This is a genomic window from Acidimicrobiales bacterium, from assembly GCA_035533595.1.
In the GTDB taxonomy this organism is placed as follows: domain Bacteria; phylum Actinomycetota; class Acidimicrobiia; order Acidimicrobiales; family Bog-793; genus DATLTN01.
In genome coordinates this window covers 57,756-69,950 of sequence record DATLTN010000006.1, presented here as the reverse complement: position 1 = coordinate 69,950, position 12,195 = coordinate 57,756, and the positions used below count along the sequence as shown (strand labels likewise).

At 73.0% G+C, this 12,195-nt stretch carries 10 protein-coding genes; 3 read left to right on the top strand and 7 right to left on the bottom strand.

Features of this window, described 5'->3' with window-relative positions; genetic code table 11:
- Positions 1-2 precede the first annotated feature (2 nt).
- The 3 genes from VNF07_01575 to VNF07_01565 form a co-directional block, all read right to left on the bottom strand.
- A complete protein-coding gene (locus tag VNF07_01575; protein HVB04926.1) occupies positions 3-1,124 on the bottom strand; it encodes a glycosyltransferase family 4 protein in 1,122 nt (373 codons plus the stop codon).
- 338 nt (positions 1,125-1,462) lie between these two features.
- Positions 1,463-2,677: an ABC transporter ATP-binding protein gene (locus tag VNF07_01570; GenBank protein HVB04925.1), complete on the bottom strand. Its 1,215-nt coding sequence runs from the start codon at positions 2,675-2,677 to the stop codon at positions 1,463-1,465.
- A gap of 7 nt (positions 2,678-2,684) precedes the next feature.
- Positions 2,685-3,674, bottom strand: a complete 990-nt coding sequence (locus VNF07_01565; GenBank protein ID HVB04924.1) for an ABC transporter permease — start codon at positions 3,672-3,674, stop codon at positions 2,685-2,687.
- Positions 3,675-3,859: 185 nt separating this feature from the next.
- On the opposite strand from VNF07_01565, the gene VNF07_01560 reads away from it, so the two are divergent.
- Both VNF07_01560 and VNF07_01555 read left to right on the top strand, forming a co-directional pair.
- Positions 3,860-4,159 (top strand): hypothetical protein, encoded by a 300-nt coding sequence (locus VNF07_01560; protein ID HVB04923.1) that lies wholly within the window; start codon positions 3,860-3,862, stop codon positions 4,157-4,159.
- 59 nt (positions 4,160-4,218) lie between these two features.
- The gene (locus VNF07_01555; protein HVB04922.1) at positions 4,219-6,579 is read left to right on the top strand and encodes a glycosyltransferase; all 2,361 of its coding nucleotides are present in this window, start codon (positions 4,219-4,221) and stop codon (positions 6,577-6,579) included.
- On the opposite strand, the gene VNF07_01550 is transcribed toward VNF07_01555, so the two are convergent.
- Together VNF07_01550 and VNF07_01545 are read right to left on the bottom strand one after the other, a co-directional pair.
- Entirely contained in the window at positions 6,543-7,328 is a 786-nt protein-coding gene (locus tag VNF07_01550) for a hypothetical protein (protein ID HVB04921.1), read from the bottom strand. The genes VNF07_01555 and VNF07_01550 overlap by 37 nt on opposite strands.
- The gene (locus VNF07_01545; GenBank protein ID HVB04920.1) at positions 7,325-8,545 is read right to left on the bottom strand and encodes a glycosyltransferase family 4 protein; all 1,221 of its coding nucleotides are present in this window, start codon (positions 8,543-8,545) and stop codon (positions 7,325-7,327) included. The genes VNF07_01550 and VNF07_01545 overlap by 4 nt, the downstream gene beginning before the upstream one ends.
- A gap of 72 nt (positions 8,546-8,617) precedes the next feature.
- Between VNF07_01545 and VNF07_01540 the strand changes: the two genes are divergently transcribed.
- Complete coding sequence (locus VNF07_01540) at positions 8,618-10,180, top strand: hypothetical protein (GenBank protein ID HVB04919.1); 1,563 nt, start codon at positions 8,618-8,620, stop codon at positions 10,178-10,180.
- A gap of 70 nt (positions 10,181-10,250) precedes the next feature.
- On the opposite strand, the gene VNF07_01535 is transcribed toward VNF07_01540, so the two are convergent.
- On the bottom strand, positions 10,251-10,874 hold the full coding sequence (locus VNF07_01535) for an ATP-dependent Clp protease proteolytic subunit (GenBank protein HVB04918.1): 624 nt from the start codon (positions 10,872-10,874) through the stop codon (positions 10,251-10,253).
- 80 nt (positions 10,875-10,954) lie between these two features.
- Complete coding sequence (locus tag VNF07_01530; GenBank protein HVB04917.1) at positions 10,955-12,151, bottom strand: Gfo/Idh/MocA family oxidoreductase; 1,197 nt, start codon at positions 12,149-12,151, stop codon at positions 10,955-10,957.
- Positions 12,152-12,195: the final 44 nt, after the last annotated feature.

Genomic DNA, 12,195 nt, shown 5'->3' with positions numbered 1-12,195 from the left:
TGTTACGCCAGGGACGACTGTGGCTCCTGCACCGGGCGCTCCAACGCGGCACGGATCGCCGCCCGGAAGGCAGCGCGGGCGCCCTCCAGGGTGTGCCCGGCGGCCTGTCGACGGGCGGCAGCGGCGAGCTGCGCACGGCGGCCCGGGTCGCGCAGCACCTCGTGCGCGGCGCTCGCCACGACCGCGGGCGACTTGTCCGCGAGCAGCACCCCACCACGGCCGACCGTTCCCGGGACGGCACCCGCGCGGTAGGCGACCACCGGGACCCCCCGCGACATCGCCTCGATGAGCGGGGCGCAGTAGCCCTCGTGGTCCGAGCAGCAGACGAACAGGTCGGCGTTCTCGTACTGCGCGACGAGTGCCCCCGGGCTCACCGACCCGGTGAACTCGACCGCCTCGCTGAGGCCGAGCCCCGCGACGAAGCGGCCGAGCGCGTCGCGGTAGGCGTGCCCCATCTCACGCCCCACGAGGTGCAGCCGGGCGGCCGGGTCGTAGCAGCGGCGGTAGCACGTGAAGGCCTTCACGATGTCGTGCAGCGCCTTGTGCGCGCCGAGCTGGCCGACGAAGAGCCAGTCGGCGCCCCCGCCGCGCTTCGCCGCGGCGAGGCGCGCGAGCTCGCCGTCGTCGGCTGTCGCCTGGAGGTTCGCGGCGTCGATCAGCACCGGGACGACCGTCACCTCGCGGAAGCCCTTCGCGACCAGCTCCTCGGCGTTGTAGGCCGAGTCGGCGAGCGCCCCATGCACGAGCGGCGCGAGCTGGCGCAGCTGCTCGCGGCCGAGTCGCGACTCGTCCGCGAGCGGCGGGATCCAGCGCTCGACGAGCTCGGCGGGGGTGATGTTGTGGTAGTCGAGGAGCTTCGGGCCGGGATGGCGGGCGAAGGTCTCGGCGACGGGGCTGCCGATCGAGGACTGGTAGAGAAGCCACTGCTCGCCGCCGGTGAGGCGCGGCAGCTCCGCGATGCGCCGGACGCGTCCCTCGGTGCCCGGCCCGAGGATCGCGGCGTAGATCTCGGAGGCGAAGCCGAGCTCGCGGAGGAGGCGCTGCGCCTCAAAGGCGTGGTTGGAGACCGCGTCGTGCTCGATGATCGCCGGGATCACCTGGTCGATGCGCTGCGGCGCGGTCACCGCCGCCACCGGATCATCGGGCGGCGACCTTGCGGATGGCGCGGTCGACGAGACGGGCGAGGCGGCCGAGCAGCGGACGGAGCGCCCTCGGTACGACCTTTCGCGCCACGCGTCGGGCGCGCGGCGCCCGCTCGGCGAGGGAGGGCACCGCGAGCGCGGCCCGCGCCGCCTCCTCGAAGCGGCGGGCGAGCTCGGCGTCGTCGGCTGCCGTCCACAGGCCCTTCGCTCGGAGCTCCTCCGCCGCGACGATCGCTGCCGCGGCGACCTCGCCGGGAAGGTCCTCCGCCGCGCCTTCGGGACGGGCCGTCAGCTCCAGGGGGCGGCCCCGGCGCTCGGCCTCACGGGGGCGTCACCTCGAGGCGCATCGGCAGCGCGACGATGCCCGTCGCACGGCCGGGGTTCATCACCTCGAAGTAGGTGGCCGGCTCGGAGACGTCGAGGACGACGCCGCCCGCGTCGCGCACATCGATGTTCACGACGAAGCGGCCGTCGAGGAGGGTGACGGCGTCGAAGATGAAGGCGGCGCTGCCGAGGCCCTTGTCGAGCTGCACGCCGCCGGTCGCGGCGTCGAGGAGCTCTGCGAAGACCACGTCGTTGCGCTCGTTGAGGACGGTGATCGAGAGCTGCCCGCCCGAGAGCGGCTCGTTCACCTCGAGGCCGACCCGTACGGTGAGCGGCTCCCCCGAGACGAGGTAGGGGCGCTCCCCGCTCCCGGGGTACTCGATCGTGGTCTCCGTGAGTCGCACCCGACGCGCCGACTCGACGACGGGCACGGGGCCCGTCTCGGGGTCCACCTCGATCGGCTCCGGCGCCTGCATACCGGACCCGATCATCCGCTCCCGGAAGGCGCGAATCGCCTCACCGGGGTTGGCGAGGGTGACCACTTCTCCGTGGTCGATCACGAGGATCTCCTCACAGATGCGGCGGAGCGTGTCGGGCGCGTGCGAGACGACGATGATCGTGCGCCCGTCGCGCTGGAACTGCGCCACCCGGTCGAGGCACTTCTGCTGGAAGCGCTCATCGCCGACGGCGAGGACCTCGTCGACGAGGAGCACGTCGGGCTCGACGTTCACCGCCACGGCGAAGCCGAGGCGCACGTACATCCCCGACGAGTAGTACTTCACCTGGTTGTCGATGAACTGGTCGAGCTCCGCGAACTCCACGATCGCGTCGAAGCGCTTCGCGATCTCGCGACGCGAGAAACCGAGGAGCGAGCCGTTCAGGTAGACGTTGTCCCTCCCGGAGAGCTCGGGCTGGAAGCCCGCGCCGAGCTCGAGCATCGCGGCCAGCTGGCCGCGCACGACGACCTTGCCCTCCGTCGGCTGCAGGATGCCGGCGACGCACTTCAACAGCGTCGACTTCCCCGAGCCGTTGCGGCCGAGGATGCCGACGGTGTGGCCCGCGGGGATCTCCGCGGAGACGTTGCGCAGCGCCCAGAACTCCTCGTAGGGGACGTGCCCGGCGTGCACCACCCGCTCTTTCAAAGAGGCGTACTTCTCGTGGTAGAGGCGGAAGCGCTTGGAGACGTTGTCGATCTCTACAGCGGCGTTCATTGGGGGCTCACAGCTCCTCGGCGAAGTTCCCCTCGATGCGGCCGAATACGAGCATCGCCCCGAGGAGGAGGAGCACGGAGGCGACGAGCACACATCCGAGCATGAACAAATAGAAATGGTAGGGGTAGTTCGCGAGCCACACGGTCGTCTTGAAGGTGTGCGTCGCGGCGTCGTAGGTCCGGTAGCTCACCTTGCCGTAGATCGCCCGCTGGAAGGTGAGGATGATCACCGTCATCGGATCGAAGAGGTAGAGCTCGCCGAGCCAGTGCAGGCTCTTGTGGCCGTAGACCTGGTTGAAGCTGTAGATGATCGGGACGCCCCAGAACCAGGCGTTCAGCAGCACCGCGACGAGGTGCTCGATGTCGCGCAGGTAGACGTTCACCGCAGAGAGGAAGATCGCGAGCGCCGAGGTGAACAGCAACAGGTCGACGAGGGCGAAGGGGATGAGCGGCATCCACCCCCAGGCCGGCGTGTACTGGAAGCCGACGAGGAAGATCACCAGCACCACCGACTGGAAGAGGAAGAACATCCCCGAAGTGCCGATCTGCGCGAGGGCGAGGATCTCGCGAGGAAAGGAGACCTTCTTCACGATCCCCGCATTGGCGACGATCGTCGAGGCGGCGCCGATGAGCGCGGTGAGGAAGAAGTTCCAGACGATCATCCCCGAGAACAGGTAGAGGGCGAAGCTCGGTGCGGAGGCCTTCAGGAAGTACTTGAAGACCACGTAGTAGACGAGCAGCGTCACCGCGGGGTTGAGCATCGACCACAAGAGGCCGAGCACGCTGCCCTTGTACTTGACCTTCAGCTCCTTGCGGACGAGGAAGACCAGGAGCTCGCGGGCGCCCACGATCTCGCGCAGGCGCGTCCGCAGGCTGACGCGCGCCGACACCGTCCGGGCCTGCAACGGTGGCCGCGCCTCGAAGCTCAATCGCGCCACCGAACCGGGCTCGGGGTGGCCCGGCTCCTCCGCGACCGCGGATGACGAGGTGTCACTCACCGTCGCCATCGTCTACCTGCCCTTTCGAGGGAACGCGTCGGGGGCGGCGGGAAAACGCGCCCTGGCCGGGCCGCGAGCGGCACGCCAGCTGCGGCGCGTCGTTAGCGGTTGGCCCACCAGAGGAAATCCTAGCGGTGGCGTTCTCCCAGATCGCGGCGGCCGGCCGCCGGTAGCATGACGCCGCAGTGCCGAGCCTCCGCCGCCTCCTTCACAAGACGGGCACCGCCGTCGGGCTCCCCGGGCGGGTCGTCGCCGTCGAGGACCAGAGCCGTGATCTCGAGCGCCGCGTCGGGGAGCGCCTCGACGAGGTCCGCCACGAGCTCGCCGAGATCCGCAGGATGCTCGAGGCGATGAGTCAGGCAGACGCCGAGAGCGTCGAGCTCACGGGGCGGCTCCTGCGGTCGACGGCCGATCGCCTCGACCTCCTCGAGGAGTACGCAGGCATCCCGCAAGAGGCCTCCGAGCGCGGGGTCCCTTCCGTCTGAACGCGACCGCACGCGGCGGCGGCCCGGTCGCCATCGACCTGCAGGCGCTGCAGAGCCCGATGTCGCGGGGGCGGGGCATCGGCCGCTACGCCGAGCAGCTCGCCCTCGCCATCGAGGAGATCGACCCGAGCCTCGTCGGCGCCTACCTCCTCAACCCCCGCCTCCCGCCTCCCGCGGCCGCGGAGGCGCTCGTCGCCAGCGGGAAGCTCAGCTACTCCCGACAGCTGCCCGAGGGCTGCCGGGTCCTGCACCTCCTCTCTCCACTCGACCTCGAACTCCGCCTCGGCGAGCTCTGGCCGGCCGAGTGCGACTCGCGGGGGATCGCCCTCTCCGCCACCGTCTACGACCTCATCCCCCTCGTCGAGCCGAGCGCGGCGATCGTCGACGCCGTCGAGCGCCGTCGCTACCGCGCCCGCCTGGAACTGCTGCACGTCGCCGCCGGGCTGCAGGTCCTGTCCGCGGCGGTGCGACGCCAGCTCGTCGAGGTGCTCGGGATCCCCGCGGCGCGCGTCGCCGAAGTCGGCGCGGCGCCGCACCCCCGCTTCGCCCCGCCCGCGGTGCGCGAGCGCTCGCGCCAGCTCGTCGAGGGGCGCCTCGGCCCGCTCGGCCTCTCGGGGCCGTACCTGTTCTGCCCGTCGGGCTCGCATCCGCGAAAGAACAACGAGGCGATGATCGCCGCCTTCGCCGCCGCCACGGCGGGCGGCCCGTGGCTGCAGCTCGTGCTGAGCGCCGAGCTCGACGCCCCGACCGTCCACCACTACCGCCATCTCGCGGAGGGCCTCGGGATCGCCGAGCGCCTCGTCCTCCCCGGCTACCTCGACGACGAGACGCTCTGCGCCTGCTACCAGGCGGCCGAGCTCGTCTGCGTCCCCTCGCTCGCCGAGGGCTACGGCCTGCCCGTCGTCGAGGCGCTCGCCTGTCGGACCCCCGTCATCGCCTCGGATGTCCCCGCACTCGACGAGCTGGTCCCCCCGGACCGGCGCTTCGACCCACGCGACGTCTCGGCGATCGCCACCGCGATCGCCGGAGCGCTCGACGCGCCGGCACCCGCGGCGGCGCTGCCGGGCTGGCACGAGGTGGCGACGCGCGCCGTCTCGCACCTCGCGGCGCTCGCGAGGTCCTCGGCGCGGCCACGGGCGCGCCCGAGCGGCCTCCGCCGCCGCCCCCGGCTGGCGCTCGTGACCCCTGTCCCTCCCGCAGCGACCGGCGTCGCCGGCTACAGCCTCAACCTCGTCGAGGCGCTCGTCGCCAGCGAGAAGGTGGAGGTCGACCTCTTCGTCGACGGCGGCCGCAAGGGGCGGGCGCCCGCCGGTGTCGAGCAGTACGCGGCGCGCGCGCTCGGCCGCGTGGAGGCGCTGAAGGGCCGCTACGACGAGGTGCTCTACGCGATCGGGAACAGCCACCACCACCTCGACGCGCACGCGCTCCTCGCGGCGCGGCCGGGCGTCGTCCTCGCCCACGACGTCCGCCTCTCCAACCTCTACCGCCATGCGCACGGCGACCCGGGGCTGCGCCCGGGCGGCTTCGCCGCCGCCCTCCACCGCCTCTACCCGGGCCTGCCTGCCGAGGCGGGGGCGAACGGCGAGCTCACCCGCGAGCACCTCGAGCGGTACGGCCTGCTGATGGCGCGCGAGGTGATCGCCCGCTCGAGCGCCTTCCTCGTGAGCTCTTCCTCCGCGGCCGCGCTCGCCCGGGAGGACGCCCTCGGGCGCGACGCCGCGAAGATCGCCGTCCTCCCCTTCGCCCTCGGCGCGGTCGACGAGCGCGAGGGGCTGTTCGCCGAGGAGGAGGTCGCACGTCCGGAGGCGCTCGGCCCCGCCGGGGCGCTGTGGGGGGCCGACCCGTCCTTGCTCGCGGGCGGCCCGCTGCTCGCGAGCTTCGGGATCGTCGACCCCGCGAAGTGCCCCGAGCTGCTGCTCGCGGCCGCAGCGCTGCTGCAACAACGGCTGCCCGACCTTCACGTCGCGCTCGTGGGGCCTGTCTCCGACGCGCTCGCAGCCGAGCTCGAGGGCCTCGCGCGCACGCTCGACCTCGGCGAGGCGCTCGTGCTCACCGGCCCGCTCCCGGCCGCGCGCTACCGCAGCTGGCTGGCCCGCGCCGACCTCGCCGTGCAGCTGCGCGCCGCCTTCAACGGCGAGGCCTCCGCGGCCATCGGGGAGTGCCTCGCGGCGGGGGTGCCGACGGTCGCGACCCGGAGCGGCTTCGTCCGCGACCTCCCCACCGACTCCCTCGCCACGGTCGAGGCGGGCTGCACACCGGAGTCCCTCGCCGCGCTCCTCGCCGCGCTCCTCCTCGACGGGACCGAGCGCGCCTCCCTCGCCGCCGCGGGACGCGAGGCGGCCCGCCAACGCTCCTTCGCCGCCAGCGCGCGGGCGCTCCTCTCCTACCTCGAGCGGCTCCCCGTGCGCAGCGCCCGCTGACGGCGGACGATGCCCGCGGCGCCGCGCCGCGAGAGGCCGAGCGCGGCGTGGGCGAGGCCCGGCAGGCTCGCGCGCACCCGCACGTGCTCGGAGAAGGCGGAGCCGGCCCGGGGAAGGGGGGTGCCGATCTCGCGTCGCGCCGCGAGGAGCGAGCGCTCCTCGGCGGCGGAGCGGCGGATCTCGTCCTGCGCCTCGGACCGCAACCCCGAGTCGGTCGCCGTCGGCCAGCGCCGCACCGCCGCGGCGACCGCCTCCTCGGCTGGCGGCTCGAGGACGATCTGCTCGGCCGAGAGCCCGGGCACTTGGGCGAGCAGGGCGCGGTCCTCCTCGCGCTGCACGACGACGGTGTCGACAGCGGCCCACAGCGTCGTGGTGGCGCGCCCGCCGACGCCGCCCGGGATCGGGACGGGGCTGTCGAGGCGCAGCGTCACGCTCGCATAGCGGCCGAGCACGACGCCGAGCGCGAGGAGCACGGCGGTGCGCAGCGCCCGACCGCTGTCGGGGGCGAGCGGGAGCGAGGGCTCGATCCGCAGCTCGAGGACGTCGTGGCGCCGCGACCGCCAGGCGAGCTGCGCCACGAGCGCAAAGCCCGTCAGCGAACCGCTGCGGTGCGCGGCGCTGCGCGGGTCCGGCGAGAGCACGGTGACCTCGTCACCGTCGGCGAGGCGGCCGGCGGCGACCACCGCCAGGCGTCGCGCCGCCGCGCCGCCCGGCGGCGGCACGGTGCCGACCACGAGGACGCGGCTCATCGCCTCGGGAAGTCCTCGAGGAACTGCTCCATCGCGTCGAGGACGACCTCCCACCGGTAGTGCTCGAGCACGTACTCGCGGCCCTTCGCGGCGAGCGCCGCCGCGGCCTTCGGCGCCTCGGCGACAAAGCGCAGGCAGTGCGCGAACTCGCTCTCGTCGGCATAGGTGAGGCCGCCACCGGAGCGCTCGCAGTGCCAGGCGACCACCTCCCCGGCGGCGTTCGCGATCACCGGCGTGCCGGCGAGCCAGGCCTCCATGAGGGTCCGGGAGAAGCTCTCGTTGGTGCTCGGCTGCACGAGCGCCTCGGCGGCGGCGAAGGCGTTCGGCAGCTCCTCGGTCTCGAGGTAGCCGAGGTCGACGACCCTCCCGGCGAGGCCCTCGGGGATCTCCGGCGCCCCCGCGCCCACGGTGACGAGGTCAAAGGTCGCCGCGTCGCGCGCCACCGCGGAGGCGTAGGCGGCGAGCAGGTCCCGCCAGCCCTTCCCCTGCTCACGTCGGCCGGCGTAGAAGATGAAGGGGCGTTCGAGGCCGTGACGGGCCTTGAAGCCGGCGGGGTCGTAGCGCTCGGGGATCTCCACCGCGGCGCCGACCACCGCGTGGCGGGGCGCGAGCGCGGGGGCGACCCGGTGGGTGAGCTGGTGCTCGGGCTCGGAGAGGAACCAGAGGCCCGCCACTTTGGAGAGGGTCTCGCGCACGATCTCGAGCCAGGCGTAGGGCTCGTCGTGCAGGCAGGGCATGACGATCGTGCGCTCGGGGGCGACGTCGGCCCCGTAGATCGTCGACCAGAACAGGTACGGGGAGAGCACGATCGCCCGGTAGCTCGCGGCGTGCGCGACGAGATGGAGGTAGAGGTCGGGGACGCGGAAGCGCCCGTTCACCCAGGCGACCTCCTCCCCGGCGCTGAGGTGCTCCGAGCGCTGCACGCGCCGCTCGAGCTCGCCGGCCGCCACCCGCGAGCGCGCCGCCACCGTGGCGAAGCGCCGCACCGTGACGCCGTGCTCCACGAACGAGCCCGCCTCGAACTCGTTGGCCCAGCTGTAGTGGCTCTTCGCGCAGGTGGTGAGGATCTCGACGCGGTGCCCCCGCGCCGCGAGGCCGCGCGCCGCCTCGGCGACCACCGCCTCGGAGCCGCCGACGACGCCGGGTCCGTAGCGCGGGGTCACGAAGACGAGCGGCGCGCCCGCGCCGCCGTCGTCCCCGCCCCGCACGCTCGCCACGATGGCGAGATCCTACTGACGTGGCCCCGCGCCGAAGTGCCGGGGCGCTGGGGCGCTGCGTAAGGTTGGCCCGTGGCGGGAGGCAAGGTGTCGGCCCGCATGGGGGCGCGCGCCACCTCCGCCTCCACCGCGCTCGTCGGCCTCGCGACCCTCCTCGCAGCGCTCCTCCCCACCGCTGCGGGCGCCGCCGCGGGGACCGGGGGCTTCCCACAGCCCCTCTGGTCCGACACCGCCGGCCCGGTGGCGCTCTCCTCGCCCACCGTGGCGACGATCGACGGCGTGAGCGCCGTGGTCTTCGCCTCGGAGAACGGCTACCTGAACGTCGTCGACGCGACCACGGGCCTCCCCCTGCCGGGCTGGCCGGAGCCCGTGGAGCTGGCACCGGGGGTGCCCTCGGCCATCGAGTCGAGCCCCACGGTCGCCTACCTCGACGGCCCGGACCACCCGCCCTCGATCATCGTCGGCGCGGGGTCGACCTACGTCGCCCAGCAGCACGGCGGCCTCGTCGCCTTCCGCGCCGACGGGCAGGTGCGCTTCACCTTCCACACCATGGACGTCTACAACGAGTGGTCCGGCAACAGTCGCCCCGGCCCCGACGGCTACGACGAGGCGGTCTTCTCCACCCCGGCGGTCGGCGACATCACCGGCGACGGGAGGCTCTCGATCGTCTTCGGCTCCTATGACCACCACCTCTACGCGCTCCGCCCGAACGGCAAGCTCGTGCGCGGCTTCCCCGTCGACACCGAGGACACGATCTGGTCGTCACCGGCGCTGCACCACGTCCGCGGCAAGAAGCGCCAGGAGGACATCTTCATCGGCGGAGACGGCTCGGGGAAGCAGCGCTGCTTCGGGGGCTTCGTCTACGACTTCAGCTACCGCGACGGTGCGCCCCGCGTCATCTGGCAGCACTGCGAGACCCAGACGATCTGGTCGAGCCCCGCGGTCGGAGCGATCAACGCCACCGGCAACCCGATCGTCGTCGTGGGCACCGGATTCGGGGAGACCCCGCCCTACCTGCCGGGGAGCAACCGCCTCTACGCCTACTACGCGAGAAGCGGCAAGCGCGTGCCCGGCTGGCCGGTGCGCACCGCGGGGCCGACCTTCGGCTCGCCGGCGATCGGGCTCCTCCCCGGGGGGACCGAGCCCGCGGTCGTCGACACCTCTTGGTGCCTCAGCTGCGCCGGTCAGGGCATCGGCTCGTCGGTCGTCTACGCGTACACCGGGAGAGGGCGCCTGCTGTGGTCCGAGCAGCTCGCCGGGGCGAACGACTTCTCCTCGCCGGTGCTCGCCGACCTCACCGGGAGCGGCGTGAACGACGTCGTCGTCGGCTCCTCCGCGGGGCTCTACGCGCTCTCTGGGGTAGACGGCTCGTTCATGTTCCAGGCGAGCGAGGCGGCCCCGATCAACACCTGCTCGGACCAGAACTCCGTCGTCGTCGCCGACGTCGCCGGCAGCGGGCCGGCCTCGGGCTGGCACCTCTTCGAGAGCTGTGGCGGGCCGAGGCAGGTCAACCAGATCGGCCGGCTCATCGACTACCCGCTGCCCGCAGCCCCCGCGGTCGCCCCCCCGTGGCCCGAGTGGCGGGGCGGCCCGGCGCACAGCGGCGTGGCGAACGCCCCCTTCGCGCGCGGCTGAACGCCGACCCCGAGGGGCGCGAGGTGGGTGCGGGTGACGCGCGAGCGACCCGCGGCGCCGGACGGCCCGGCTATGACGTCGAGATCGCCGAGGGCATCATCGTCGAGCGGTCGATCACCTGGTCGATGAAGCCGTACTCCTTGGCCTCCTCGGCGGTGAACCAGCGGTCGCGGTCCGAGTCCGCCTCGATCCGCTCCACCGGCTGGCCGGTGTGGAAGGAGATCCGCTCGGCCATCATCCGCTTCAGGTAGATGATCTGCTCCGCCTGGATCGCGATGTCCGCCGCCTGACCCTGCATCTGCCCCGAGGGCTGGTGCATGAGGATCCGCGAGTGCGGCAGCGCGTAGCGCTTGCCGGGGGCGCCCGAGCACAGCAGGAACTGGCCCATCGAAGCCGCGAGGCCGAGGCAGATGGTCGAGACGTCGCAGCGGACGTACTGCATCGTGTCGTAGATCGCGAGGCCGTCGGTCACCGAGCCGCCCGGCGAGTTGATGTACAGCGAGATGTCGCGGTCGGGCTCCTCGGACTCGAGCAGCAGCAGCTGCGCGCAGATGAGGTTCGCCGTCGCCTGGTCCACCTGGGTGCCGAGGAAGACGATGCGCTCCCGCAGCAGCCGCTGGTAGATCTCGAAGGTACCGGGGTCGCCACCCGAGGAACGCGCGAGGACGTCGGCGATGCGGAGGTCGTTGCTCATGGGACCGAGGCTACCAAGACCCGCCGATGGTCCTCTCGCCGGCGGCGCCTCCGCGAACGGCCGGCCGCGGGCCTGGGGCCTCAGTCGGCGACCGGCGTCATCACCCGGTCGCCGAGGACCCGCGTCGCGAGCTCGGGGTCGACGCTCCCCTGGTGGGTGAGCTTCACCGGCCCCCCCGCCTGCTCCGAGGCGCGGATCGCGAGGCACAGCTCGAGGCAGGCGATCCCCCAGCTCCCGTCGTGCAGCGCCGGGGCCTTGTCGGTGATCGCGTGGTAGAGCTCGTCGACGATCACCTCGGTGCCGGTCGGGCCCTCGGCGTAAAGGGCGCGCCGCCCCTCCTCCCCGTAGAGCAGGACGGCGCCGCGCGGCGCGGGCCGCAGGTCGCCTTCGTCGCAGTTCATCAGCGTGAAGCCGTAGACGCCGCTCGTGAAGCTGGCGCCGCGGGGGTGGCCGAGGTTGCGCTTCATGTCGTACTCCGCGGTGGCGTCGTGCGCCTCGCCCTTCAGTCGGCGGCGGGAGACGCCGATGTCCGTCGGCTCGATCAGGCCGCTCGTGAACTCCTCGGACTGGAAGTGGTCGTAGCCGTTGTAGATCGAGGTCACGACCGTCCCGTCCTCGCACTCGATGAAGGCGTGGTAGGCGCCCTCGCCGGGCCGCTCAGGGTCGTAGTCACCGGTCGTGCCGTGCAGGCGCACCGGCGAGGAGGGGAGCAGCAGGCGCAGCATGTCGAACTCGTGCGCGCCCTGGCGGAGCACCACGCCGCCGGCCTCGGGGTCCCGCTCGTCCTCGGCGCGTGGCCGGTAGAACCAGTCGCTGAAGTGCCAGCGGTGCACCGCCCGCACGCGCCCGAGGCCCGAGTCCTTGGTGAGCTGCCACATGCCGAGCACGTCGCGGTCGGCGCTGTGCTTGTGGTTCACCATCAGCACGCACCCCGCCGAGGCCGCAGCGTCGATCATCCGCTCGGCGGCCTCGATCGAGGTCGCGATCGGCTTCTCCACGAGGACGTGCACGCCGCGGACGAAGGCGAGCTGGGTGAGCTCCTCGTGCAGGCGGGTCGGCGTGGCGATGTACACGGCGTCGAGGTCCCCCTTCTCGAAGAGCTCCGCCGCGGACTCGTAGGCAGGGGCGGAGAAGCGCTCGACGAAGCGGGAGCGCGAGAGCGGGTCGGGGTCGGCGCAGCCGACGACCTCGTAGCGGCCGCCGGCCTCGAGCGGCCCGACGACGGGCCCCGTGGCCAGCCCGAAGCCGATGATCCCCATCCTGACTGGCGCTGCCATTGCCCCTCCCGTGGTTCGCTCGAAGGCTGCGGGGAGGACCCTGC